Below are 23,451 nucleotides of genomic sequence, written 5' to 3' on the forward strand. Positions count from 1 at the left end.
TGCGTCGGCAACGTTAAGTTGCCGCCCTCAACGGCGTGTCTACGTCACCGGGCAACCGGCGGACACGAGACTGGCGCCGATGATCGGCCGCTACCGAAGCTCGGCCGCCGGGGTCGAATTGAACCGGCGGCACTTCATCGCGGCCCTATCCGCCGTCACGCTGGGCGCCGTCGGGGTGACGCGCTGCAGCACCAGCGGTCAGCCCCAGGTGGCAGGTGTGGCCGCCGAGGCGCCGAAACCGCCGTCGGGCACCGCGGCCGGGCTGCTGCCGCCACCGCCGGAATCGGCTCGAATCCCCGTGCCCCCCGGCGTGCTGAGCAGCCTGCCGGGCGGGGGTGACCTGCTGGCGCTGACCGTCGACGATGGCGTGAGCAGCGACGTCGTGCGGGCCTACACCCAGTTCGCCAAGGACACCGGCATCCGCCTGACGTACTTCGTCAACGGGGTCTACGGGTCGTGGACCGACCACGTCGACCTGCTGCGCCCGCTGGTCGACGACGGCCGGATCCAGTTGGCCAACCACACCTGGACCCACCCCAACCTGACCGAGCTGCCGTTGGTCGACGTCGCCGAGCAGTTCCGGCGCAATCACGAGTTCCTGTGGAACACCTACGGCGTCGACCCGCGGCCGTACTTCCGGCCGCCGTACGGGGCGCACAACGCCCACGTCGACAAGGTGGCAAGCGAGCTGGGCTACACCGTCAACACACTGTGGTCGGGGACACTGGAGGATCACGTGTTGATCCCGGCGGCCGATGTCGTCCGGATGGCCGATCGCTATTTCCACCCGCAGACCATCGTGATCGGCCACCTCAACCACCTGCCGGTCACCGAGGTGTACGGGCAGTTGGTGGACATCATCCGGGCGCGCCGACTACGCACAGTGACCCTCGACGACGTGTTTCACAGGCCCTCAACCTGAGTCCCATCTGTCACAGTAGTAACAGTTAAAACTCTGGAAACAATTTCGGCGTGCCTACGTTAGTTTGCCCAAAGCTGGGTATCTAATGACTACCTAAGGACGCTGCGGTAAGGTTAGCCCCCGGTCAGCAATCGGTATCGACGCAGGAGTAAGTACCGTGTACCTCAACCCGCTATCACGTTCACGGGTGAGTCGAATCGCCTGGTCACTGTTCCGACACCCTCTGAAGAGCCGCGAGTTTCCCGCCAAGGCGGAGCGGCTGATCACTCCGGACGAGCTTCGGCTGTTCGGGGTGTAGCGAACTCCCGGCCGCCCATGAGCGGCGCGCGAACGGCGAGCGACGCTGTGTTTGCCGAATCGTTATATTTTCGTGATCGTCTGACCAATTTGCTAGCTCAATAATCCCGACGCCGTGATCTCGTTCGCGAGCGGCTCCAACACCGCGGGGTCGTACGGCGGCGGTAGATAGACGATCGCCAGGTCGAGCCCCTCCTCGCCGAGCGCGGCGGCTTCAGAGACGACCTTGCTGTAGTCGTGGTCCTGGCCCAACCGCACGTGTGCCGACAGCATGATCTCCTTCGGATCGCGGCCGACGTCGGCGCAGTGCGCGGCGAGCACGTCGCGCTTGCGCGCGAACTCCTGGGGCGGTCCGCCGACGAAGTTCCAGTGTTGCGCGTAACGGGCGGTGATCCGCAGCGTCCGCTTCTCGCCGCTGCCGCCGATGCAGATGGGCGGGTGCGGCCGCTGCGGGCCCTTCGGCTCGTTGCGGGCGTCCTTGAGTCGGTAGTACGTGCCGTCGAACGACGTCGTCTCCTGGCTCAGCAGGCGGGTGAGGATTTCACACGCCTCCTCGAAACGGTCGAACCGCTCCGTGATGCTGCCGAGTTCGATGCCGTACGCACCGGATTCCTCTTCGTTCCAGCCGGCGCCGATGCCGAGCTCGAGCCTGCCACCCGACACGATGTCCAGTGAGGCGGCCATGTTCGCAAGCACGGCTGGGTGCCGATAGTGGATACCGGTGACGAGTACTCCGACCCGCAACCGCTTGGTGGCCTGCGCCAGCGCGGTCAAGGTCGTCCAGCCTTCGAGGCAGGGTCCGGTCGAGTCGGAGAAGATCGGATAGAAGTGGTCGAACGTCCAGCCCGATTCGTAGACCTCGATGTCATCGGCCGCCTGCCACACGGCGAGCATGTCGGACCAGGTGGTGTTCTGCGGTGACGTCTTGAAAGCGAATCGCACTGAATCGAGCCTAGTCCTGTGTAGCTGCCGAGCATTTGTGATGCGGGGCGTTTCCGCGACAGCGGATGTCGGGTTCCGGCAGTTGTCCCCAATGGCGAATGGATCCACAGGCGGGCGTTGTCGGGCGGGTGACGCGTCCTGCACGTCATGATCAGCGACTATCTTCGCTCGTATGTTCGAAGGATTGGTCAACGCGGCCGGCTCCGCCAGGGATGCCGCGGCGGTGGGGGCGTGGGCGCGCGTCGAGAACGCCGCCTGCGCGCGGCGGCTCGCGGCGGCCGCCGATGTGCTCGACCGGGCCTACGCCGCCGACGGGTCGGCCGAGCGGGAGCAGTGGATCCTGGACAACCACGCCGCGGTCACCGCCGAGATCGCCCCCGCCCAGAACGTGTCGCTGGGGATGGCGGCGGCGCAGTTGGAGGTCGCGGTCGCGCTGCGTGATCGCCTCCCGCGGGTCAACGCTGTGTTCCTGACCGGGGCCATCACCTACCGCATGGTCACCGCGATCGTGACGCGGACCTGGCTGATCCAAGACCCGCAGGTGCTGGCCCAGGTCGACGAGCAGGTCGCCGCCCACGTGTCCGACTGGACGACGCTGTCGGTGGAGCGACTGCACGCCGCGATCGACTTCTGGGTCGACCGCTTCGACCCGGCCGCGGTGCGCCGCGCGCAAACGTCGTCTCGGGAACGCTGCATCGAGATCCACAACCCCAAAGACGGCTCCGGACTGGCCTCGATCGAAGGCTACGTCTACGCCCACGATGGCGACCTCATCGATCAACGCCTCGATGCGATGGCTGCCACCGTGTGCGAGGACGACCCCCGCACCGTCGAACAGCGCCGCTCCGATGCCATGACCGCGGTGTTCACCGGCACCCAGAGTCTGGCGTGCGCGTGCGGGTCAGACGAGTGCCCGGCCGCCGGTACCACCGCGACCGCTGTAGTCGTCCACGTGGTGGCCACCGAAGACACCCTGTCCGACCCGACTCCGGTTCGGCTCGACGGGTATCACCCACCCGAGCCCGACGACCAACCCGCCGGCCCCGCCACCAGCGGGCCGGGCTACGTCATCGACAGCGGGGCGGTCATGCCGGCGCCGGTGGTGGCCGACAAGCTGGGCACCGCCCAACGCCAACCGGTGATCCATCCCGGTGACGCTCCGCCGGAGAAGCGGCGCATCCCCTCGGCGGTGTTGGCGTCGTTCATCCGGTGTCGCGACCTGACCTGCCGCTTCCCGGGCTGCGGCAAACCGGCCACCCACTGCGATATCGACCACACCATCCCGTATCCGCGCGGGGCGACCCAAGCGTCGAACCTGAAATGCCTGTGCCGCAGACATCACTTGTTCAAGACGTTCTGGAGGTGGCGCGACTTTCAGCATCCCGACGGAACAGTCGATTGGATCGCACCAAGCGGGCAGAGATATACGACGTATCCCGGCAGCAGACTGTTGTTCCCGACGCTGTGCCGACCCACCGCACCCGCGGTCATCGACCACTCGGTCGAGGTGCTCGACGACACCGTGCGCTGCCTGAAGATGCCGCGCCGCAAACGAACCCGAGCCCAAAACCGCGCCCACGCCATCGCCGCCGAACGCAAACACAACCAACCCCACGCCGACCAACGCCTCGCCGAACACAACCAACCCCCACCCTTCTGAGGGCTGATCACAATCTAATCCGCTTCGCCGAACTCGTTGAACCAGTAGGCGAGCTTGCCGCGACGGCTCACCGCACGCAGTCGGCGCTCGGCCATGGCCCGGGTCTTGGCAGTGGTCACGATGAGCAGTTCGTCCCCGATCGCGATCCGGGTGTCGGGCTGTGGGACGAAGGTGCGCCCGTTGCGAATGATCAGGGTGATGACGCTCGGATCGGGCAGGCGCAGTTCGAGCACAGTGACGTTGTGCAGTCGCGACGGCGCCTGGACCGTCATCGTCAACAACTCGGCGTCGAGAACGTCGAGCGGCGCGGATTCCACCTGGATCTCGCGGGTGGCCTCCTTGGGGATGAGGCCCAGACGGTGCGCGACCGTGCGCAGGCTGGGGCCTTGTATCAGCGTGAAGACCACCACGAGAAGGAACACGATGTTGAGTAGGCGGGTGCTGTCGGGGACCCCGGCGACGATCGGGAAGGTCGCCAGCACGATGGGCACGGCGCCGCGCAGCCCGGCCCAGGACACGAAGATCTGTTCGCGCCACGGCAGGCGGAAACCGGCCAGCGAGACGGCGACCGACAGCGGCCTTGCGATCAACAGCAGTACGAGCCCGATGACGATGGCGGGGACCACCTCGGCGGCGAGGTCGGCGGGATCGACGAGCAGCCCGAGAAGGACGAACAGACCGATCTGCGCGAGCCAGCCGAGCCCTTCGGCGAACGACCGGGTGGCTGAGCGGTGCGGCAGTCCGCTGTTGGCGAGCACCACCGCGGCCAGATACGCGGCGAGGAAGCCGCTGGCGTGTGCGCTGCCCGCCGCGGCGAACGCGACCATGCCGAGGCCGAACGTCGCCAGTGGATACAGTCCCGAGGCCGGAAGGGCGATGCGGCGCAACGCGACCGAGCCCAGGAAGCCGCACCCTATTCCGATCACCGCTCCGACGGCCAGCTCGTAGACGACTGTCAACAGCGTGTGCACGGGCGCCAGTTCCAGCGGCGTCACGCTGAAAAGCAGCACCAGGATGACAGCCGGGGCGTCGTTGAAACCGGACTCGGCCTCCAGCAGTCCCGCGACCCGCCGCGGCAGCGGCACGACACGCAGCACCGAGAAGACCGCGGCTGCGTCGGTGGACGACACGACGGCACCCAGCAACAGAGCCAACTGCCAGTCCATCCCGAGCAACAGGTGTGCGCCCGCCGCGGTCACCACCATGCTGACCGCGACGCCAAGGATGGCCAACGCGCCGGCCGGTGCCAGCATCCGGCGGATGTCGGAGAACCGCGTCGTCAGACCACCTTCGACGAGGATGACCGCCAGTGCCACCGTGCCCAGGTATTCGGCCAGCCTGTAGTCGTCGAACTGCAGTCCCAGCCCGTCCTCGCCGACGATGACACCCACCCCGAGGAACAGCAGCAGGCTGGGCAGACCGACCCGGCTGGCCGCGCGGGTGGCGACGATGCTGGCCAGCAGCACCAGCCCCCCGCCGAGCAGCACCAGATACAGCTGCTCCAAGGTCATTTCATCCCCGATCAGGCCCGCCTGGCTGGTGTGAGGTGCAGTAAACACCTATCGCGCGCGCCGAGTCGGCGGTCCTGCTCGAGAGTCGCGCACGACGTGGTCCGCATGGGTCAGTATGGGTGCGTGTTCCGGCGCAGGAAGAGGTCTTCGGCGGCACCGGCTCCCGCCGACGATCGACCGGTGATGCGCGTGGGCATCGCGGGAGCCGGAGCTGTCGGCCGCTCGGTCGCCCAGGAGCTGCTCGACTACGGACACAAGGTCCTGCTCATCGAGCACGACGTCCGTCATTACGAGCCGAGCACGGTGCCGCGCGCGGAGTGGCTGCTGGCCGACGCGTGCGAGCTGTCCGCGCTCGAGGAGTCCGGTCTGCAGATGTGCGATGTGGTGATCGCCGCGACCGGAGACGACAAGGTCAACCTTGCCGCGTCGCTGTTGGCGAAGACGGAGTTCGGAGTCTCGCGGGTGGTGGCCAGGGTCAACGACCTGCGCAACGAGTGGCTGTTCACCGAGGGGTGGGGTGTCGACGTTGCGGTGTCGGCGCCGAGCGCGATGGTCGCCGCGATCGAGGGAGCCATCGACATCGGCCATGTCGTGCGGTTGATGCAGCTGCGCCAGGGTCAGGTGAGTTTGGCGAAATTGACTCTGCCGGAGGGGGATTCGCTAGTTGGCCAACGGATGCGGGATCTGCCGCTGCTGCAGAACACCGCGCTGGCGATCATCATTCGCGACAGCGGGATCGTGCTGCCGCAGCCCGACGACGTGCTGGAGGCGGGCGACGAGATGCTGTTCTTGACGGGCGGCGTGCAAGGCGAGGTGGCCGCGCTCGTCGACGGCGTCATCAGGCCCCTCGATGACCGGGCTCGCCCCGCCCGCTGACTGATCAGGGCGAATACGAATTCTGGATGTTCTCATCTATCTGATAAACTTTTCAATTGATTGATCGAAAGAAACAGCAATTCTTCAGGAGATCCGTGGAGGCGCAGCCGCTGTACAAGCTCAAGGGCGAGTTCTTCAAGACCCTGGGCCATCCGGCCCGCGTCCGGATCCTGGAGCTGCTGGCCGAGCGGGACCGGTCCGTGGGTGAACTGCTACCCGAGGTCGGCCTGGAATCGTCGAACCTCTCGCAGCAATTGGGAGTGCTGCGCCGCGCCGGGGTGGTGACCGCCCGCAAGGACGGCAACAGCGTCATCTACTCGATTGCCTCGTCGGACATCGCCCAACTGCTCGCGGTGGCGCGCAAGGTGCTGACCACGGTGCTCAGTGACCGTGTTGCCGTACTGGCGGATCTTCGGGCCGGGGATGAGACATGAGCTGGATCGGCAAGATACGCCGTGTCGGCCGCGTTGTGCGGCGGGCCGAAGGCGCACCCGAGGTGGCGATGAAACCCCCTGCCGGCGTCCGGGGCTCGCTGCAGATCCGCCATGTCGACGCTGGTTCGTGCAACGGCTGCGAGGTGGAGATCGGCGGTGCTTTCGGTCCGGTGTATGACGCCGAGCAGTACGGGGCGCGACTGGTCGCCTCTCCCCGGCACGCGGACGCACTGCTGGTCACCGGTGTGGTCACTCACAACATGGCTGAGCCTCTGCGCAACACCGTCGCGGCGACACCGCAGCCCAGGATCGTGATCGTCTGCGGCGACTGCGCGCTGCACCGAGGCGAATTCGCCGACGCCTACGGCGTGGCCGGCGCGGTCGGCGACATGGTGCAGGTCGACGTCGAGATACCGGGTTGCCCACCTTCCCCCGACCAGATCGTCAACGCGCTGCGGTCGGTGACCGGGAAGTGACCGTCACGCTTGCCGCCCCTTCGGAGGCTGAGCAAAAGGCTTTGTCCCGCGACCGTTTCGGTGCCATCGCGGGGCTGACCACCGCGGGTATCGGCGCAGTCGGGGTGTGGCTGGGCCTGGTCGGCATCTTCGGCGAGTCACGGCCCGTGAGCATCGGCTGGTTGTTGCCCCTGTCCGGGGTGCAGTTGGACCTGGATCCGCTCGGCGGGTTCTTCATGGCGCTGACCGGGGCGGTAGCGGTGCCGGTCGGTGTCTACGCAGTCGGCTATGCCCGCCATCTGAGCCGGACACCCGCGGCGGTGCTGCCGTTGTTGGTCGCGGCCATGCTGTTGGTGCCCGCGGCCGCATCGGTGACGACATTCCTATTGGCCTGGGAGCTGATGGCGATTTCGTCGCTGGTGCTCGTGCTCGCCGACCACACCCGGCCCGACGTGCGGTCTGCGGCACTGGTTTACGCGGTGATGACGCAACTCGGTTTCATCGCGATCCTGGTCGGGCTCATGGTGTTGTCGGCCGCGGGCGGCGCCGACCGCTTCGCCGACCTGACCGACGTGCCCGACGGTGTGCGGACGTTGGTCTTCGTGTTGACACTTGCCGGGTTCGGCTCGAAGGCGGGCCTGGTGCCGCTGCACGCGTGGCTGCCGCGGGCTCACCCGGAGGCGCCGAGCCCGGTGTCGGCTCTGATGAGCGCCGCGATGGTCAACCTCGGCATCTACGGCATCGTGCGCATCGATCTGCAGTTGCTCGGCCCGGGCCCGCGCTGGTGGGGGCTGGCGCTGCTCGTGGTCGGCGGGGTGTCGGCGCTGTACGGCGTGCTGCAGGCTTCCGTGGCGACGAATCTCAAACGCCTGCTCGCCTATTCGACGACGGAGAACATGGGGTTGATCACCCTCGCGCTGGGCGCCGCGACACTCTTCGCGAACACCGGCGCGTCGGCACCCGCAACCATCGCGATGGCGGCAGCGGCGCTACACCTCGTCGGCCACGCCGGGTTCAAGTGCCTGGGTTTTCTGGCCGCGGGATCGGTGCTGGCGGCCACTGGGCGCAGCGACCTCGATCGGCTCGGCGGGCTGGCCCGGCGAATGCCCGCCACCACGACGCTGTTCGGGGTGGCCGCCCTCGGCGCGTCTGGGTTGCCGCTCGGCGCGGGCTTCGTCAGCGAATGGTTGTTGGTCCAGTCGCTGATCCATGCCGCCCCGGGCAACGACACGATGGTGTCGTTGACGGCGCCGCTGGCGGTGGGGGTGGTCGCGCTGACCGCAGGGCTGGGGGTGGCGGCGATGGTCAAGGCGTTCGGCATCGGATTCTTGGCCCGCTCCCGATCCGAATCTGCTTACGCGGCGAGGGAATCCTCTCGCACCATGGTTGCGGGGATGACGGCTGCCGCCGTCGCTTGCCTGCTGATCGCGGTGACTCCGCAGGTGGTGGCGCCCGCGCTGCGCCGGGTGCTCTCCACACTGCCGGGCACGGCGGCCGTCGACTTCGCCGATTTCGGTGCTGTAGTTCGGCTGCCGGGTGTACCAGGATCGATCGCGCCGGGCGTGATCGCGGCCGTGCTCGTGACCGCGGTACTGGCCGCAGTGGTGCTGAGCCGATGGCGATCGCGGCGCCGTCCCCCCGCCGAGGAGCTGCCGCTGTGGGCATGCGGCGCCGACAACCTGACCCCCCGGATGCAGTACACCGCGACATCGTTCGCCGAGCCCCTGCAGCGGGTGTTCGACGACGTCCTGCGTCCCGATACGGACATCGAGGTCACACCCTTCGCCGAATCGCAGTACATGGTCGAGGCAGTGAGATACCGCAGCCGGATGGTCGATGCCCTCGAGGAACGGCTGTACACCCCGGTGGTGCGGGCTGTGGCCGCCGTGGCCAACCTGCTGCGCCGAGCACACACGGGCAGCGTGCACCTTTACCTGGCCTACGGTGCAGCGGGCGTGCTGATCGTGCTGGTGGTGGCCCAGTGGACGTGATGTCCTACCTCGCGGGCGCGGCCCAGCTCGCCACGGTCACCATCGGTGCACCGCTGGTGGTCGGGCTGATGCGGCAGGTGCGGGCGCGATGGGAGGGACGTGCCGGCGGCGGAATGCTGCAACCCTGGCGGGACCTACGTAAACAGCTTGGCAAGCAACAGATCACACCGCGCGGCACCACGGTCGTGTTCTCCGCCGCCCCGGCCGTGCTCGCCGGTACGACCTTGATGATCGCCGCGATCGCACCGGTGGTGGCGACCGGGTCACCACTCGATTTCAGTGCCGACCTGTTCGCCGTCGTCGGGCTGTTGTTTATGGGCACTGTCGCGCTCACGCTCGCGGGGATCGACACCGGCACCTCGTTCGGCGGAATGGGCGCCAGCCGCGAGATAACCATCGCTGCTCTGGTCGAGCCGACGATCTTGCTCGCGGTCTTCGCGCTGTCGATCCCCGCCGGGTCAGCGAATCTCGGTGCGCTGGTGGCCAACACGATGGAGCACCCCGCCCACGTAGCATCCCTGGCGGGCGTGCTGGCGTTCGTCGCGCTGGTCATCGTGATCATCGCTGAGACGGGTCGGCTGCCGGTGGACAACCCCGCGACCCACCTCGAGCTGACCATGGTGCACGAAGCGATGATTCTCGAATATGCCGGTCCGCGACTGGCGCTGGTGGAATGGGCGTCGGCGATGCGGCTCGCCGTGCTGCTGGCGTTGCTGGCGAACCTGTTCTTCCCGTGGGGGATTGCCGGTTCCGCTCCCACGGCCACCGCCGTCGTCATCGGAGTTGTCGCCGTCGCCGTGAAGGTCGCCGTGCTGGCGGTTCTGCTGGCCAGTGCCGAGGTGTTCATCGCCAAGCTGCGGTTGTTCCGGGTACCAGAGCTGTTGGCCGGCTCGTTCCTACTCGCCCTGCTTGCGGTGACCGCGGCCAACTTCTTCACAGTGCAGGGGCCGGCATGACCGACGCCAACTTCGCGATTCTCATCGACTTCGCCGCGGGCGGACTCGTTCTCGCGGCGATCCTCATCGTGTGGCGCTGTGACCTGCGCGCCATCGTGCGTCTGTTGGCATGGCAAGGCGTGACTCTGGCCGCGATCCCGATCGTGCGGGGACTGCATGACGGTCACGCCGAATTGGTGGTCGTGGGCTGCGCGGTGCTGGTGCTGCGCGCCGTGCTGTTGCCGTGGCTGCTCGCCCGGGCGCTGGCCGCCGAACAGGAGGCGCAACGGGAGGCGACGCCACTGGTGAACACCGCCACCTCGCTGTTGATCACCGGGGTGCTGACCGTCGTTGCGTTCGCGATCACCCGCCCTCTGGTGAACCTCGAGTCGGACGCCGTCGTCAACGCGGTCCCCGCAGCGTTCGCGGTGATTCTCATCGCGCTGTTCGTGATGACGACACGGCGCCACGCCGTATCGCAGGCGGCGGGATTTCTGATGCTCGACAACGGGATTACTGCGGCGGCGTTTCTGCTGACCGCCGGCGTGCCGTTGATTGTCGAGCTCGGTGCATCGCTGGACGTGTTGTTCGCCGTGCTGATCATCGGAGTCCTGACCGGACGTTTGCGCAGGGCGTTCGGCGGCGCGGACCTCGATCACCTGCAGGAGCTGCGGGACTGATGACCACCCTGATTCTCGCCCCCATCGTCGTGCCGATCGTTGCGGCGCTGGTGAATCTCCTTGTCGGCTGGCGTCGTTGGACTGCCATGTTGTCGGTCGCTTCGGCCGCCACGGTGCTGGTGTGCGGCGCCGTGCTCGCCATGCGGGTCGGGTCCGCTCAGCACGTGGCAATGGGTGGTCTGCTGCGCGCCGACGCACTGTCGGTGACCATGCTGATCGTCATCGGCGTGGTTGCCATGCTGACCACGTGGGCCGGCATCGGCTACATCGGCGCCGAACTCGCACACGACCACACCGACGCCGGCGGCGCCCGGCTCTACGGGGTGTTGACGCCGGGGTTCATCGCGGCAATGGCGTTGGCGGTGTGCGCCAACAACATCGGTGTCATCTGGGTCGCGATCGAAGCCACCACTGTCGTCACCGCTTTCCTGGTGGGACACCGCCGCACCCGCACCGCACTGGAGGCGACGTGGAAGTACGTAATGATCTGTTCGGTCGGCATTGCGCTGGCCTTGCTGGGCACCGTGCTCTTGTACTTCGCCGCCCAGCACGCGGGCGCACCCGATGCGCACGCACTGAATCTCGACGTGCTCGCCGCTTACGCCGCGGGCCTTGATCCGGGGGTGACCCGGCTGGCCGGCGGTCTGCTGCTCATCGGATACGGCGCCAAGGCAGGCCTCTTCCCGTTCCACACCTGGCTGGCCGACGCGCACAGTCAGGCCCCGGCACCGGTGTCCGCGCTGATGAGCGGGGTGCTGCTGTCGGTGGCATTCTCGGTGCTGCTGCGCATCAAACCGATCGTCGACGCCGCCACGGGACCGTCGTTCCTGCGCAACGGATTGGTCGTCCTCGGTCTGGCGACTCTGCTCGTCGCGGCGTCGATGTTGACCGTCACCGGCGACATCAAGCGCATGCTCGCGTACTCCTCGATGGAGAACATGGGTCTGATCGCGATCGCCGCCGCGGCCGGGACGTCGCTGGCGATCGCGGCCCTGCTGTTGCACGTGCTGGCGCACGGCGTCGGAAAGACCGTGCTGTTCCTGGCGGGTGGCGAACTGCAGGTTGCCCACGACTCCACCGCCATCGGCGACATCACCGGCGTCGTACGGCGTTCCCGCCTGGTCGGCAGCTCCTTCGCGGTCGGGCTGATCGTGCTGCTCGGGCTGCCTCCGTTCGCGATGTTCGCCAGCGAACTGGCCATCGCCCGTTCCCTCGCCTACGCCAATATGGACTGGGTGCTGGCCGCGGCGATGCTGCTAGTGGCGATCGCATTCACGGCGTTGGTGCGAAATTCGGGCCGGATGTTGTTCGGTACGGCAGCCGCAAGTGCCCCCGCGATCGTCGTGCCCCGGTCCGTCGCGGCGGCCCTGCTGGTGGGTGTGGCCGCCTCGGTTGCGCTCGGTGTCACGGCAGGCCCACTCACCGGTTTGTTCACCGACGCGGCGGATCTGCTCGGAGGTCTGCGATGAGCGACTACGTGCGGCACCGCATATCCCGGGACATGCTCGGGGACAAGGCCGAAGAACTCTTCGGGTCTGGGTTTCGACTGGCGTTGGTGGCTGCCCACGACGACGGTGACGCGCTGCGGGTGGTGTATCTGTTCCTGGCCGCTCAGCCCGATCGCCGGGTCGAAATCGAATGCGCCCTGCCGCCTGGTGATCCTGTGCTCCCGTCGCTGGCCTACCTGTCTTTTCCGGCCGGCCGATTCGAGCGGGAAATGGCGGATCTCTACGGCATTCGGCCCGCCGGGCATCCCCGGCCTCGTCGGCTGGTAAGGCACGCGCACTGGCCGGAGGACTGGCATCCCATGCGCCGAGACGCGGGGTCCGCTCCGGGATTCGAGCCCGCCGGCAATTTTCCGTTCGTCACTGTCGAGGGCGCCGGTGTGTACGAGATCCCGGTGGGTCCTGTGCACGCAGGGTTGATCGAACCGGGTCACTTTCGGTTCTCCGTCGTCGGCGAAACCGTGCTGCGGCTCAAGGCACGGCTCTGGTTCGTGCACCGCGGACTGGAGAAGCTGTTCGAGGGCCGGCCCGCCACATCGGGGATCGGCTTGGCCGAACGGGTCAGCGGTGACACGTCGGCGGGTCACGCGCTGGCCCACGCGCTGGCGGTCGAGCACGCTCTCGGCGTCACGCTGCCCGACGACGTGCACCGGCTACGGGCCCTGGTCGTCGAACTCGAGCGCCTGTACAACCACGCCGCGGACCTGGGCGCGTTGGCCAACGACGTCGGCTTCGGGCTCGCCAATGCACATGCGCTGCGGATCCGGGAAAGCCTGTTGCGCCTGAACGCCGAGGTGACCGGCCACCGGCTGCTGAGGGGCGCGATCCACCCCGGCGGGGTAGCGCTGCGGACGCTGCCCGACCCGGCGATCCTGCGCGAGGTCGCCGCGGACCTAGCCGAGCTGGCCGACCTCACGTTGCGAAACGGCATCGTCTACGACCGGTTCGCGGGCACTTCGGTGCTTTCCTACGACGACGCGCACGCACTGGGGTGCCTGGGCTATCCCGCCCGGGCGAGTGGGCTGCGTACCGACGCCAGGATCGATCACCCGACGACCGAACTGCCCGTGATCGAGGTCGGCGCCACCGACGGAGATGTGCTCGCTCGCTACACAGTCCGTCGCGACGAGTTCGCCGCATCCGTCGAGCTGGCGTGCGTGCTCATCGAATCGCACAGCACACCGATCGAATATCGCGCACAGTTCGATCACCGCGTCGGAGCGTCCAGTGGCGTCGGCATCGTCGAGGGTTGGCGCGGCACCATCGTGCACCGCGTCGAGGTGGATCACGGCGGGAACTTCACGCGGGCCAAGATCGTCGACCCGTCGTGGTTCAATTGGCCGGCGCTGCCGGTCGCGATGTCCGACACGATCGTTCCGGACTTTCCGCTGACCAACAAGAGCTTCAATCTGTCCTACGCGGGAAACGACCTCTGAGCCGTCGATGAGTTCAGCCCGGTCCGCCGGTCATTACCGGCATGATTGAGTTGACCCAGGCCTGCCAGCGCACCGCCGACGTGTTGGCGAAGGTGACCGATGAACAGCTGAGAGCGCCGACACCGTGCGAGAAGATGCGGCTCGCCGAATTGGTCGCGCATGTCGGCGGCTTGGCACTGGCCTTCACGGCGGCGGCGCGCAAAGACTTCGGGCCGCTGACCGATACGCCGCCGAAGGTGGGCGCGCAGCCGCTCGACGACGACTGGCGCAAGTCATATCCCGCACGGCTCGCCGAACTGGCTCGCGCCTTCGGCGACCCGTCGGCATGGGAGGGCATGACGCGGGCAGGGGCCGTTGACTTCCCCGGCGAGGTGGCCGGGATCATCGCCCTCACCGAAGTCGTGGTTCACGGGTGGGATGTGGCTCGTGCGAGCGGGCAGTCGTATGGCATCGACCCCGGTACCGCGACCGCTGTGTTGCCGCACGTCACTCAAATTGCCGCAGCCGATCCCGTCGAGGGACTGTTCGAGCCTGCGGTGCGCGTCGCCGATGATGTCCCTGTGCTCGACCGGATCGTCGCGTTGACCGGGCGTGACCCTGGATGGCGTGCGCCCTGAGCGGGCACACTGAAACCATGGACCCCGTCGTTGCCCTTCGGCAGATCGCGTACTACAAGGACCGCGCACGCGAAGATCCGCGCCGCGTGATGGCCTACCGCAATGCCGCCGACGTCGTCGAGGCCCTGTCCGACGCCGACCGGGACCGTCACGGTGCGGCCAACAGTTGGCAGTCGCTGCCCGGCATCGGTCCGAAGACCGCAAAGGTCATCGCGCAGGCATGGGCCGGTAAGGAACCCGATGTGCTGATCGACTTGCGTTCCAGTGCAGAGGATCTCGGCGGTGGTGACGTACGCTCCGCGCTGCGGGGGGACCTGCACGTGCATTCGAGCTGGTCGGACGGATCCGCGCCGATCGAGGAGATGATGCTCGCCGCACGGGAATTGGGCCACGAGTACTGCGCGTTGACCGATCACTCGCCTCGGCTGCGGGTCGCCAACGGGTTGTCGGCCGATCGGCTGCGCAGACAACTCGACGTCATCGACGAACTTCGTGAGGCCGCGGCGCCGATGCGGATCCTCACCGGCATCGAAGTCGACATCCTCGAGGACGGCTCGCTGGATCAGGACGAGGAGTTGCTCGAACGCCTTGACATCGTCGTCGCCAGCGTGCATTCCAAGCTGTCGATGGATGCGCCGTCGATGACGCGCCGCATGCTCAAGGCCGTCGCCAACCCGCACACCGACGTGCTCGGCCACTGCACGGGCCGACTGGTCACCGGAAACCGTGGCATACGCCCTGAATCGAAATTCGATGCGGAGAAGGTCTTCACCGCCTGCCGGGACAACGGCACCGCGGTCGAGATCAACTCCCGCCCGGAACGGCGCGATCCGCCAACGCGGTTACTCAATCTGGCATTGGAGATCGGTTGTGTGTTCACCATCGACACCGATTCGCATGCCCCCGGGCAGTTGGAGTTCCTCGGTTACGGCGCGCAGCGGGCAGTGGACGCCGAAGTGCCCGTCGAGCGGATCGTCAACACCTGGCCCGCCGACAAGCTGTTGGAGTGGACCACATCCTGAACACCTCACACAGCGACGGTTAACCGCGTCGAACGGGGTACACCTGCACGACAGTGGTGACGTAACTCGACGTGATGGAGTCGGCAGTGGTGAAACGAACGATCGGTGACAGAGCCGCGGCGTTGGCGGCAGGACTTGCCGCGGCCGCGGGTGAGACGACCGGGCGACTGGTGGCACGGGTCCGCGGTGTAGCCGAGGAGGCGGCCGAGAAGGTGGGCCTCGGCGAATCACCGAAAGCGCAGGAACTCGCGGAGAAAGCCGCACCTGCGAAGAAGGCACCTGCGAAGAAGGCACCTGCGAAGAAGGCATCTGCGAAGAAGGCACCCGCGAAGAAGGCACCTGCGAAGAAGGCACCCGCCAAGAAGGCACCCGCCAAGAAGGCCGCCGTCACGAAGGCGCCGGCCAAGAAGGCGCCCGCCAAGAAAGCGGCCGCCAAGAAAGCGGCCGCCAAGTCGGTGAAGACCGAGGCCGCCAATCCGCCTCCTGCTCCGATCAAGAAGTCGGCGGCCAAGAAAGCGCCGGCGAAGAAGGCAGCCGCCAAGAAGGGGCAACCGCGCAAGGCCCCGCCGAATGATCCCCGGCGCTAGTCGGGTAGATGCGGCATCTCGAGTCCGGGGTCACGGTTCACCAGCACCCCTCGGGTGAGCGCCGTGTTGCCGTAGCGCGATCGCACCTGATCGACCGCTGCGTCGATCAAGGTGGTGTCGTGGTGTTCGGAGAACGGCAACTCCATCTGCTGGGCGCCGTCGCGGTCGATGTTGGACACTGAGAACCCGACGAGTGTCAGGCCGCGCTCGGCGATCAGGGGTGCGGCCGCATCGACGAGATCGCGGGCGGCCTGCAGGATCGCCTCGGTCGACGCGGTGGCCCGCGGCATCGTGTGAGAGCGCGTGGCCCGGCCGAAGTCGTCGAACCGCAGCCGTAGCACCACGGTGCGACCGGTACGGCCGGCCTTGCGCATCCGACGCGTGATCCGGTCGACGAGGTTGATGACGACGGCGTCGATCTCCGGCGGCGACATGGTGGTACCCGCCCGGCCCAGCGCGCGTTGCGCCCCGACCGAGCGTCGCCGCACGCCCGTCACCACCCGGCGTCGATCGATGTTGCGGGACAACGCGAACAGCCGGCCACCCATCGCACCGCCGACGAGTGAGGCCAGCGTGGTCTCGCTCAACTCGGCGACGTCGGACACCGTGTCGATACCGTACGAGTGCAGCTTCTCGGCCGTCTTCGCGCCGACGCCCCACAACCGTCGCACCGGCAGTGGATGCAGGAACGCGAGTTCTCGGTCGGGCGGCACGAGCAGCAGGCCGTCCGGCTTGGCCTCCTGACTGGCGACCTTCGCCAGGAACTTCGTCCGGGCAATGCCCACGGTGATCGGCAGGCCGACGCGGTCGCGGACCTGCGCCCGCAGCCCGGCGGCGATCTCGACGGGCGTGCCCGACACCCGCCGCAGACCAGACACGTCGAGAAACGCCTCGTCGACCGAGAGCGGTTCGACGATCGGGGTGGTGTCGTGGAAGACCGCGAACACGGCCTCGCTGGCCTGTGAATAGGCCGACATCCGTGGCGGCACGACGATCGCGTGCGGGCAGAGTTGGCGCGCCTGGCGTCCGCCCATCGCGGTGCGCACCCCGTAGGCCTTGGCCTCGTAACTCGCCGCCAGCACCACGCCGCCGCCGACGATCACCGGACGTCCGCGCAGCGAGGGGTCATCACGCTGCTCGACAGACGCGTAGAACGAGTCGAGGTCGGCGTGCAGGATGTCTGCGGTGGCGCGTGACACGAACATATGTTCGCATCGGGGACCGACTAGTTCGGACCCTTGCCGTAGATGCTCGTCACCCAGATGTGGGCCAGGGTGTCGACGAGCTGCTCCGACGACACGGCGGGCTGCTCGGCGGCGAAGGCCGCCAGCATGGTGCGCTCGTTCATCAGGTTGAGCGACGTCGCCAGGTCCTCGGCCGGAATGGTCTCGGGGGCCGCGCCGCGGGAGCGCTCGGTCTCGATGGACGCGGTGGTGTGGTCGATCCACTTCTGCATGAACCGCGACCACAACGCGCGCACGTCGGTGTTCGTCGGCCGCGCGTCGGCGCCCGCCAGCGTCACCGCCCGGTGCGATCCGAACGTGCTGAACAGGGCGTTGATGGCCTTCCAGACGCCGGGCGGGTCGACGGCGGTGTCCATGCCGCCCATCGCGGCGTCGGCATTGGCGTCGGCCTCATTGATCACCTTCTCGAACAACGCGAGCAGAACTGCGTCCTTGGACGGAAAGTAGAAGTAGAAGGTCGGCCGCGAGATCCCGGCGCCCTTGGCCAGGTCGTCGACCGAGATGTCGGCCAGCGCCCGCCGCTCGAGCAGCTGCTCGAGCGTGGTGAGAATGGCCTGCTCGCGGTCGTCGCCCGAGGGTCGGGTGGAACGACGGCCGCGTCCGCGGGCCTGGCTGACAGTGGTCACAGTCCGATACTTTACACCGTGTCGAGTTTCTCAACACACTGTTGACCGACTCGACACGGCGTTGATACGCTCCGGTACCATGAGCGAACACCTCGACGTCGTCATCGTGGGAGCCGGTATCTCCGGCATCAGCGCCGCCTGGCATCTGCAGGACCGCTGTCCCGGCAAGAGCTACGCGATCCTTGAGCGCCGCGAGAATCTCGGCGGCACCTGGGACCTCTTCAAGTACCCCGGCATCCGGTCGGACTCCGACATGTTCACCCTCGGCTTCCGGTTCAAGCCGTGGACGGCGGACAAGGCCATCGCCGACGGGCCGTCGATCATGGCCTACCTCGAGGAGACCGTCGCCGAGTACGGCATCGACAAGCACATCCGCTACAGCCACCGCGTCCTGAGTGCCGACTGGTCCGACGCCGACAACCGGTGGACCCTGCGCGTCGACCGTGACGGTGAGGAAGTCGAGATGACGGCGTCCTTCCTGTTCGCCGCCAGCGGCTACTACAACTACGACGAGGGCTACACCCCGCAGTTCGTGGGCCGCGAGGATTTCGAGGGCACGATCATCCACCCGCAGCACTGGCCCGAGGACCTCGACTACCAGGGCAAGAAGATCGTGGTGATCGGGAGCGGCGCCACCGCCGTGACTCTGATTCCCGCACTTGCCGATTCGGGCGCGGGACACGTCACGATGCTGCAGCGCTCGCCGACCTACATTGGCGCCCTACCGCAGGTCGACCCGTTCGCGGTGCAGACCAACAAGCTGCTGCCCACCAAGCCAGCGTATGTCTTGAACCGGTGGAAGAGTCTGCTCTTCCAACTGGCGCAGTACCGCATAAGCAGGCGTTTCCCCGACTTCATGCGCAAGGCACTCATGACGATGGCGGAGAGACGCCTGCCTGAGGGCTACGACGTCAAGAAGCACTTCGGCCCGAAATACAACCCGTGGGACGAGCGCCTGTGTTTGGCTCCCAACGGCGACCTGTTCAAGACGATCAAGTCCGGCAAGGCCGACGTCGTCACCGACACCATCGAGCGGTTCACTAAGACCGGCATCAAGCTGAGCTCTGGTGAGGAGCTGGCCGCCGACATCATCGTCACTGCAACGGGTTTGAACCTGCAGCTGTTCGGCGGCGCGCAGATCATGCGCAACGGCGTGGCGATCGACCTGAACGACACCATGGCCTACAAGGGCATGATGCTCACGCACATGCCGAACATGACGTTCACCATCGGCTACACCAACGCCTCGTGGACGCTGAAGGCCGATCTGGTGTCGGAATTCTTCTGCCGCGTGCTGAACTACATGGACGCCAAGGGTTACGACACGGTCGAGCCGCAGCATCCGGGCAACCGCGTCGAGGAGCGCCCGCTGATGGACTTCACCCCGGGGTACGTCCTGCGTGCACTCGACTACCTGCCCAAGGCCGGACACATCGCGCCGTGGCGGCTCAAGCAGAACTATCTGCTCGATCTGCGACTGATCCGGCACGGCAAGGTCGACGACGAGGCGCTGCAGTTCAGCAAGCACCGCGCCCCGGTGACGGCTTCGGCCTAGTCACCCTCCTCGCGCTAAGGGGTGACCACGACGATGCCGTCGTCGTCGCTGTAGGCGATGTGGCCCGGCTCGAACACCACGCCGCCGAACTCGACGACGACATCACGCTCGCCATCGCCGGTCTTGCTGCTCTTGCGCGGGTTCGTGCCGAGCGCCTTGATGCCGATGTCGAGCGTGCGCAGTGTAGCGGCGTCCCGGACCGCGCCGTTGATGACGAGGCCCACCCAGCCGTTGTCGACACCGAGGCCGGCGATCACATCGCCGACCAAGGCGGAGTGCAGCGACGCGTCGCCGTCGATGACCAGCACGCCGCCGTTACCCGGTTCGGCGAGAACCGATTTCAGCAAGGCGTTGTCCTGGAAGCACTTCACCGTGGTGATCGGGCCCGCGAACACAGGGCGGCCACCGAACTGACGGAACTGGGTGTCGCAGCTGCGGACGTCGGGGCCGATCTCGTCGACCAGGTCTGCGGTGGGGCGGGGCTCGATGCTCACCGCTCGATGCTAACGACCGGCCCTGGCCGCGATTATGTCGTGCACGAACTGCGCCAGGCCCGGCTCGGCGTCGTCGTAGTACCGGGTGAAGCGTTCGTCGGCCAGGTACATCTCGGCCAGTCCGACGTGCATCGCGTCGTCGACGTCATAGAACCGGTCGATCGACGCCCGGTGCCGCTCGGCCAGCGCGTCGGCCTCCGCCGACCCCGGCGCGACACCGCTGCGCTTGGCCGCGGCCAGCGCCTGTAGCAACGCGTCGCCCTCGGCCTTGATGTCGATCCAGTCCTGCTTGCCGAACTTCGAGGCCCGCTGCTGTGACTGCTTCCACGCGTCGGTGTTGCCCCACCGCTCCTCGGCCTCGGTCGCATACTCGTCGCCGAAAGCGGTCGTGCCGAAGATCTCTACCTGTTCCTGCGCGGTCAGTTGAATCCCGCTGCGATGCGCACTCATCAGTTCCTCCACTGCCTTGATCGTGTGTTGTAGCCGGTCGGCCTGCTCCAGCAGCAGCCGGTGCTGTCGCCGAAGGTGTTCGAGCACATCCGCGTCCGCATCGTCGAGCAGAGTGCGGATCTCCTCGAGTGGTATCCCGACGGACCGGTACACCAGCACCAGGTGCAGCCGCTCGATGTCGGCGTCGGTGTAGCCGCGGTATCCCGCCGGGGTCCGGACGCTCGGCACCACCAGGCCGATGTGGTCGTAGTGGTGCAGGGTGCGCACGGAGACACCCGTGAGGGTGGCTACCGCGCCGACGGTGTTGGCGTCCATTGCGCCACTATCGACCCTGACGCCGCGTCAGGGTCAAGCCGTTTCGTCAGTCGTCGGCGGAATAGCGGCGCACCAACAGCACCACCAGGATGGCCAGCACGCCCGCCACGATGGCCGCGGCCACGGGCAGCCGGGACGGCTGCGGGCCGATCAGCGGGACCGGTGCCGGACCGGACACCGGGTTGCTCGCGGTGGCGACCGTTGACTTGGCTTGCGCCGCAGCTACTTTCGCGGCCGAGGTGAGGTTGTCGTCGGCGGCTTTCACCGGTTCGGCAACGGGGGGCGCCTCTTGGGCGGGCGCCTTGTTCGCCGGAGCCTTCTTGGCCGGCGCGGCCTTCTTCGCCGCTTTCTTGGCCGGCGTCGCCTTGGCGGCCTTCTTCGCGGCGGCCTTGGCCGGAGGCTTCTTCGCCGCCTTGGCCGGAGCCTTCTTGGCCGGAGGCGGTTCGGCGGCGGGTGCGCCGGGCTCCGGGGCAGGCGAGTGCGGCGTCGACTGGGCAGCCGGTGTCGCGCCGTCCGCTTCCCCGTCGGGTCGGCCCTGCTGGTCTGCCATCGGACTGCTCCTTCGCAGTGTCTTGTCTCTCCGCCGGCGTGGGCCGGGGGACCGGCACCCATCATGCCAGGTCGGGTGTGGCGTCAACCGGTGACGGCCAGTCCTGCGGCCAGCGCCAGCGCGACGGTCATCAGCGCGGTTTCGCCCCGTGAGCGCGCTGCGGACACATCCACCGACGTCCGATGGGTTCTCGCCGCGGGCAACCACATCGTGCGGTTGCGCCATCCCAGCACCACCAGCACCACCGTCATCGCGATCTTGGCCCCCAAAACGCGGCCGTAGCCGGAGGTCCACAACTCGGCGAACGCACTCATGCGCACCGCGGCGCCCACCAGACCGCCCAGCAGCAGGACCGCCACGCACCACAGCGACAACCGGGAGAAGCGTGGCAGCATCCGCGCCCACTGCCCGCGATGCTCGACGGTGAGAACCATCGCCGCCAGCGCACCGCACCACAGCGCCGCGGCCAGCGTGTGCATCGTGACCGCCAGGCCCCCGACGGCGTCGTCGGCGAAGTGTCCGGTGAGCTGACGGGTCACCACCCCGACCACGGCGAGACCGGCCACCACGACGTTGGTCGAGGCGGACCGCCTCAGGGCCGGCAGCACCGCAGCGACCGCCGCGGCCACCGCCACGGAGATCAGCCCCGCCCGGCCCGGTGCGGTCGCGGTCGCGAACTCGACGGTGGTCCGCAGCCCGAGGGCCGGCAGCGGCACCGCCGCCGTCTGCGCGGCCGCCACGATCAACCGGGCCAACTCCGCCAGTACCCAGAGCGCCGCCGCGGCGGTCAACGGCGCGGTCGCTCTGCTCAGCACCTCGCCACGGTGACGCGGGTCGTCGAGTATCGGCAGCACCGCCAGCCCGAGGCAGAGGACGGCCGCGCAGTCGGCGACCGTGCGAACCACCGTCGGGGTCAGCGCCGCCTGCGGGTAGGCCACCGCCCACGCGGCGACCGCGGCGGCCACCGCGAGCAGTGACCCCGCGGCCACCGCGCGTCGACGCGTCACGTGCGGCGCCGCACCGCCCACACCGCGCCCGCGGCGATCACGACGGTCGCGCCGGCGTAGAACGGCCACACCGGAACGCCGTCGTCTTCGTCGGGCGCCTCGGTCGGGGTGACCGGCGCGGGGACCGGTGTGCCCGGGCCGGTCACGGTCAGCCGGAAGGACCACGAACCGGTGACGACGTGCCCGTCGGCCGACGTCGCGCGGTAGTTCACGGTGTAGGTGCCCGACGGTCCCAGTGGTCGCACGCCCACGCTGATCACCGCGCCCTGCACCTGTGGCTCGCCGGTGGACCACAGTTTCCCGTCGGGCCCGACGACCGTCATCGCCGCGAACCGTGGTTGCATCGCCTCGCTGAACGTCGCGCTGACCGTGGCAGGGGCTCGGGTCAGCTCCGCGTTCTCGACGGGATCGCTGGCGATGCGGGTGGCGTGCGCGCCCGCGGCACCCGCCCCCGTGAGCGCCGCCACCGCAAGTCCGATCATGAACAACGCCACGGCGACAGAGGTCCTGAGGGCGCGCAAGGTCGGTCAGACCAGGCCGAGCCGGGCCATCAGGTCGGCCTCGATGCCGTCGAGTTGTCGCTCGATCGCGGCATGGGCGGACCGGCGGCGCGTCGTGGGCATGTTCTCGGCCGCGGTCACCGCCGCGGACAGGTCGCCGAGGCGCTCGGTGATCGCCGCGACGAATTGCTTGGTCTCGGCGTCCTTGGGCTTCTTGTCCGCGACCAGGCGCAGCGAGTGTTCGGCGCCGGCGATGCGCGCCGAGAGCTGGGCGCCATGACCGGAGAACTGGCCGATCTGGCTGAGCGGAACGCCCAGCCGGTCCGCACGGCGCTGGTCGACGTAACCGCGGGCGGTGATGGCGCCGCGGTAGAGCACCGGCACCGCGATCGGCGCGATCAGCCGCGTCACCGTGATCACCCGGCGAATCTTGGTGGGGGAGAACAGCTTGCCCTCCTGGGCGGCCTTCAGCTGTGTCTGGGCCACCTTGAGCGCGGTGCGGTCGCTGTCGCGCTGTGCGCTCAGCTGGGCCTTGAGCGCCCTGGTCTCGGCGCGGTGCGCGGCGTTGATCCGGCGGCGTTCGTTCTTGGCCGACAACCGGGCCTCGAGCTTGGCCTTCGCCTTGATCGCCCGGGCCTCGGCTCTGCGGGTGGCGCGGGTCTTGCGTCGCTTGAACAGGCCCATCCCGGCTGCCTCCCGGACTTCTCTTCGGCTGCTATGTCATGAGGGTGCTTGGAACCGCGACACAACACTATCGTTCGGGGTTTCCAGACCGCGGGTGTGTCCCGGCGGCGCGAAGCCGCGAAGGACACGCGGTGGTCAGGGCCGTTTGTGCGAGAA

Annotated in this window: 24 protein-coding genes; 14 read left to right on the forward strand and 10 right to left on the reverse strand. The window is 67.9% G+C overall.

Translation table 11 applies throughout. The features are described from left to right. Positions 1-79: 79 nt before the first annotated feature. The gene (locus ABGB19_RS16535) at positions 80-922 is read left to right on the forward strand and encodes a polysaccharide deacetylase family protein (protein ID WP_347687046.1); all 843 of its coding nucleotides are present in this window, start codon (positions 80-82) and stop codon (positions 920-922) included. A 390-nt stretch (positions 923-1,312) separates the two neighbouring features. Here ABGB19_RS16535 and ABGB19_RS16540 read toward each other — a convergent pair whose 3' ends face one another. Continuing rightward, positions 1,313-2,161, reverse strand: a complete 849-nt coding sequence (locus ABGB19_RS16540) for an LLM class F420-dependent oxidoreductase (protein ID WP_347687047.1) — start codon at positions 2,159-2,161, stop codon at positions 1,313-1,315. Positions 2,162-2,333: 172 nt separating this feature from the next. On the opposite strand from ABGB19_RS16540, the gene ABGB19_RS16545 reads away from it, so the two are divergent. After that, positions 2,334-3,821: a DUF222 domain-containing protein gene (locus ABGB19_RS16545; protein ID WP_347687048.1), complete on the forward strand. Its 1,488-nt coding sequence runs from the start codon at positions 2,334-2,336 to the stop codon at positions 3,819-3,821. 14 nt (positions 3,822-3,835) lie between these two features. Here the strand turns inward: ABGB19_RS16545 and ABGB19_RS16550 are convergent, their stop codons facing one another. Beyond that, positions 3,836-5,332: a potassium/proton antiporter gene (locus tag ABGB19_RS16550; RefSeq protein WP_347687049.1), complete on the reverse strand. Its 1,497-nt coding sequence runs from the start codon at positions 5,330-5,332 to the stop codon at positions 3,836-3,838. Positions 5,333-5,515: 183 nt separating this feature from the next. Here ABGB19_RS16550 and ABGB19_RS16555 point away from each other — a divergent pair, with 183 nt between their 5' ends. From ABGB19_RS16555 to ABGB19_RS16605, 11 genes are all read left to right on the forward strand, one after another. Further along, entirely contained in the window at positions 5,516-6,208 is a 693-nt protein-coding gene (locus ABGB19_RS16555; protein ID WP_347687218.1) for a TrkA family potassium uptake protein, read from the forward strand. Positions 6,209-6,303: 95 nt separating this feature from the next. Further along, positions 6,304-6,642 (forward strand): lsr2/espR transcriptional regulator, encoded by a 339-nt coding sequence (locus ABGB19_RS16560; RefSeq protein ID WP_347687219.1) that lies wholly within the window; start codon positions 6,304-6,306, stop codon positions 6,640-6,642. Then, entirely contained in the window at positions 6,639-7,118 is a 480-nt protein-coding gene (locus ABGB19_RS16565; protein ID WP_347687050.1) for an oxidoreductase, read from the forward strand. Before ABGB19_RS16560 ends, ABGB19_RS16565 begins: the two co-directional genes overlap by 4 nt. Positions 7,119-7,183: 65 nt before the next feature. Further along, entirely contained in the window at positions 7,184-9,088 is a 1,905-nt protein-coding gene (locus tag ABGB19_RS16570) for a proton-conducting transporter membrane subunit (RefSeq protein ID WP_347687220.1), read from the forward strand. Then, complete coding sequence (locus ABGB19_RS16575; RefSeq protein WP_347687051.1) at positions 9,088-10,044, forward strand: NADH-quinone oxidoreductase subunit H; 957 nt, start codon at positions 9,088-9,090, stop codon at positions 10,042-10,044. The genes ABGB19_RS16570 and ABGB19_RS16575 overlap by 1 nt, the downstream gene beginning before the upstream one ends. Continuing rightward, on the forward strand, positions 10,041-10,703 hold the full coding sequence (locus tag ABGB19_RS16580; protein WP_347687052.1) for a hypothetical protein: 663 nt from the start codon (positions 10,041-10,043) through the stop codon (positions 10,701-10,703). Before ABGB19_RS16575 ends, ABGB19_RS16580 begins: the two co-directional genes overlap by 4 nt. Beyond that, entirely contained in the window at positions 10,703-12,172 is a 1,470-nt protein-coding gene (locus tag ABGB19_RS16585) for a proton-conducting transporter membrane subunit (protein ID WP_347687053.1), read from the forward strand. The genes ABGB19_RS16580 and ABGB19_RS16585 overlap by 1 nt, the downstream gene beginning before the upstream one ends. Further along, positions 12,169-13,644 (forward strand): NADH-quinone oxidoreductase subunit C, encoded by a 1,476-nt coding sequence (locus ABGB19_RS16590; RefSeq protein ID WP_347687054.1) that lies wholly within the window; start codon positions 12,169-12,171, stop codon positions 13,642-13,644. The genes ABGB19_RS16585 and ABGB19_RS16590 overlap by 4 nt, the downstream gene beginning before the upstream one ends. Positions 13,645-13,685: 41 nt before the next feature. Further along, positions 13,686-14,261 (forward strand): TIGR03086 family metal-binding protein, encoded by a 576-nt coding sequence (locus tag ABGB19_RS16595; protein ID WP_347687055.1) that lies wholly within the window; start codon positions 13,686-13,688, stop codon positions 14,259-14,261. Between the two features lie 17 nt (positions 14,262-14,278). Continuing rightward, entirely contained in the window at positions 14,279-15,283 is a 1,005-nt protein-coding gene (locus ABGB19_RS16600; RefSeq protein WP_347687056.1) for a PHP domain-containing protein, read from the forward strand. 89 nt (positions 15,284-15,372) lie between these two features. Further along, complete coding sequence (locus ABGB19_RS16605; RefSeq protein WP_347687057.1) at positions 15,373-15,870, forward strand: hypothetical protein; 498 nt, start codon at positions 15,373-15,375, stop codon at positions 15,868-15,870. Here ABGB19_RS16605 and dinB read toward each other — a convergent pair. Further along, a complete protein-coding gene (dinB, locus tag ABGB19_RS16610) occupies positions 15,867-17,075 on the reverse strand; it encodes a DNA polymerase IV (protein WP_347687058.1) in 1,209 nt (402 codons plus the stop codon). The two genes, ABGB19_RS16605 and dinB, sit on opposite strands and share 4 nt — an antisense overlap. 20 nt (positions 17,076-17,095) lie before the next feature. Continuing rightward, positions 17,096-17,740 carry a TetR/AcrR family transcriptional regulator gene (locus ABGB19_RS16615; protein WP_347687059.1) on the reverse strand — a complete coding sequence of 215 codons (645 nt, stop codon included), beginning with the start codon at positions 17,738-17,740 and terminating at the stop codon, positions 17,096-17,098. 79 nt (positions 17,741-17,819) lie between these two features. Between ABGB19_RS16615 and ABGB19_RS16620 the strand changes: the two genes are divergently transcribed. After that, entirely contained in the window at positions 17,820-19,295 is a 1,476-nt protein-coding gene (locus tag ABGB19_RS16620) for an NAD(P)/FAD-dependent oxidoreductase (protein WP_347687060.1), read from the forward strand. A 14-nt stretch (positions 19,296-19,309) separates the two neighbouring features. Here ABGB19_RS16620 and rraA read toward each other — a convergent pair whose 3' ends face one another. The 6 genes from rraA to ABGB19_RS16650 all read right to left on the reverse strand — a co-directional run bounded on the left by rraA (position 19,310) and on the right by ABGB19_RS16650 (position 23,295). Further along, entirely contained in the window at positions 19,310-19,789 is a 480-nt protein-coding gene (gene rraA, locus ABGB19_RS16625; protein WP_347687061.1) for a ribonuclease E activity regulator RraA, read from the reverse strand. A gap of 9 nt (positions 19,790-19,798) precedes the next feature. Continuing rightward, complete coding sequence (locus ABGB19_RS16630; RefSeq protein ID WP_347687062.1) at positions 19,799-20,554, reverse strand: MerR family transcriptional regulator; 756 nt, start codon at positions 20,552-20,554, stop codon at positions 19,799-19,801. A 46-nt stretch (positions 20,555-20,600) separates the two neighbouring features. After that, positions 20,601-21,104: a hypothetical protein gene (locus ABGB19_RS16635; protein WP_347687063.1), complete on the reverse strand. Its 504-nt coding sequence runs from the start codon at positions 21,102-21,104 to the stop codon at positions 20,601-20,603. Positions 21,105-21,187: 83 nt separating this feature from the next. Beyond that, on the reverse strand, positions 21,188-22,111 hold the full coding sequence (locus ABGB19_RS16640; RefSeq protein WP_347687064.1) for a CopD family protein: 924 nt from the start codon (positions 22,109-22,111) through the stop codon (positions 21,188-21,190). Further along, a complete protein-coding gene (locus ABGB19_RS16645; RefSeq protein ID WP_347687065.1) occupies positions 22,108-22,593 on the reverse strand; it encodes a copper resistance CopC family protein in 486 nt (161 codons plus the stop codon). The genes ABGB19_RS16640 and ABGB19_RS16645 overlap by 4 nt, the downstream gene beginning before the upstream one ends. A gap of 45 nt (positions 22,594-22,638) precedes the next feature. Then, the gene (locus ABGB19_RS16650; RefSeq protein ID WP_347687066.1) at positions 22,639-23,295 is read right to left on the reverse strand and encodes a DUF6474 family protein; all 657 of its coding nucleotides are present in this window, start codon (positions 23,293-23,295) and stop codon (positions 22,639-22,641) included. Positions 23,296-23,451: the final 156 nt, after the last annotated feature.

The sequence above is a fragment of the Mycobacterium sp. B14F4 genome (assembly GCF_039871645.1).
In the GTDB taxonomy this organism is placed as follows: domain Bacteria; phylum Actinomycetota; class Actinomycetes; order Mycobacteriales; family Mycobacteriaceae; genus Mycobacterium.

Bases quoted from the DNA above. Each gene is read 5' to 3' on its own strand.
- ABGB19_RS16535 (WP_347687046.1), top strand. From the start codon at position 80: ATGATCGGCCGCTACCGAAGCTCGGCCGCCGGGGTCGAATTGAACCGG.
- ABGB19_RS16545 (WP_347687048.1), top strand. From the start codon at position 2,334: ATGTTCGAAGGATTGGTCAACGCGGCCGGCTCCGCCAGGGATGCCGCG.
- ABGB19_RS16550 (WP_347687049.1), bottom strand. From the start codon at position 5,332: ATGACCTTGGAGCAGCTGTATCTGGTGCTGCTCGGCGGGGGGCTGGTG.
- ABGB19_RS16555 (WP_347687218.1), top strand. From the start codon at position 5,516: ATGCGCGTGGGCATCGCGGGAGCCGGAGCTGTCGGCCGCTCGGTCGCC.
- ABGB19_RS16565 (WP_347687050.1), top strand. From the start codon at position 6,639: ATGAGCTGGATCGGCAAGATACGCCGTGTCGGCCGCGTTGTGCGGCGG.
- ABGB19_RS16575 (WP_347687051.1), top strand. From the start codon at position 9,088: ATGTCCTACCTCGCGGGCGCGGCCCAGCTCGCCACGGTCACCATCGGT.
- ABGB19_RS16580 (WP_347687052.1), top strand. From the start codon at position 10,041: ATGACCGACGCCAACTTCGCGATTCTCATCGACTTCGCCGCGGGCGGA.
- ABGB19_RS16585 (WP_347687053.1), top strand. From the start codon at position 10,703: ATGACCACCCTGATTCTCGCCCCCATCGTCGTGCCGATCGTTGCGGCG.
- ABGB19_RS16590 (WP_347687054.1), top strand. From the start codon at position 12,169: ATGAGCGACTACGTGCGGCACCGCATATCCCGGGACATGCTCGGGGAC.
- ABGB19_RS16595 (WP_347687055.1), top strand. From the start codon at position 13,686: ATGATTGAGTTGACCCAGGCCTGCCAGCGCACCGCCGACGTGTTGGCG.
- ABGB19_RS16600 (WP_347687056.1), top strand. From the start codon at position 14,279: ATGGACCCCGTCGTTGCCCTTCGGCAGATCGCGTACTACAAGGACCGC.
- dinB (WP_347687058.1), bottom strand. From the start codon at position 17,075: ATGTTCGTGTCACGCGCCACCGCAGACATCCTGCACGCCGACCTCGAC.
- ABGB19_RS16620 (WP_347687060.1), top strand. From the start codon at position 17,820: ATGAGCGAACACCTCGACGTCGTCATCGTGGGAGCCGGTATCTCCGGC.
- ABGB19_RS16630 (WP_347687062.1), bottom strand. From the start codon at position 20,554: ATGGACGCCAACACCGTCGGCGCGGTAGCCACCCTCACGGGTGTCTCC.
- ABGB19_RS16635 (WP_347687063.1), bottom strand. From the start codon at position 21,104: ATGGCAGACCAGCAGGGCCGACCCGACGGGGAAGCGGACGGCGCGACA.
- ABGB19_RS16645 (WP_347687065.1), bottom strand. From the start codon at position 22,593: ATGATCGGACTTGCGGTGGCGGCGCTCACGGGGGCGGGTGCCGCGGGC.
- ABGB19_RS16650 (WP_347687066.1), bottom strand. From the start codon at position 23,295: ATGGGCCTGTTCAAGCGACGCAAGACCCGCGCCACCCGCAGAGCCGAG.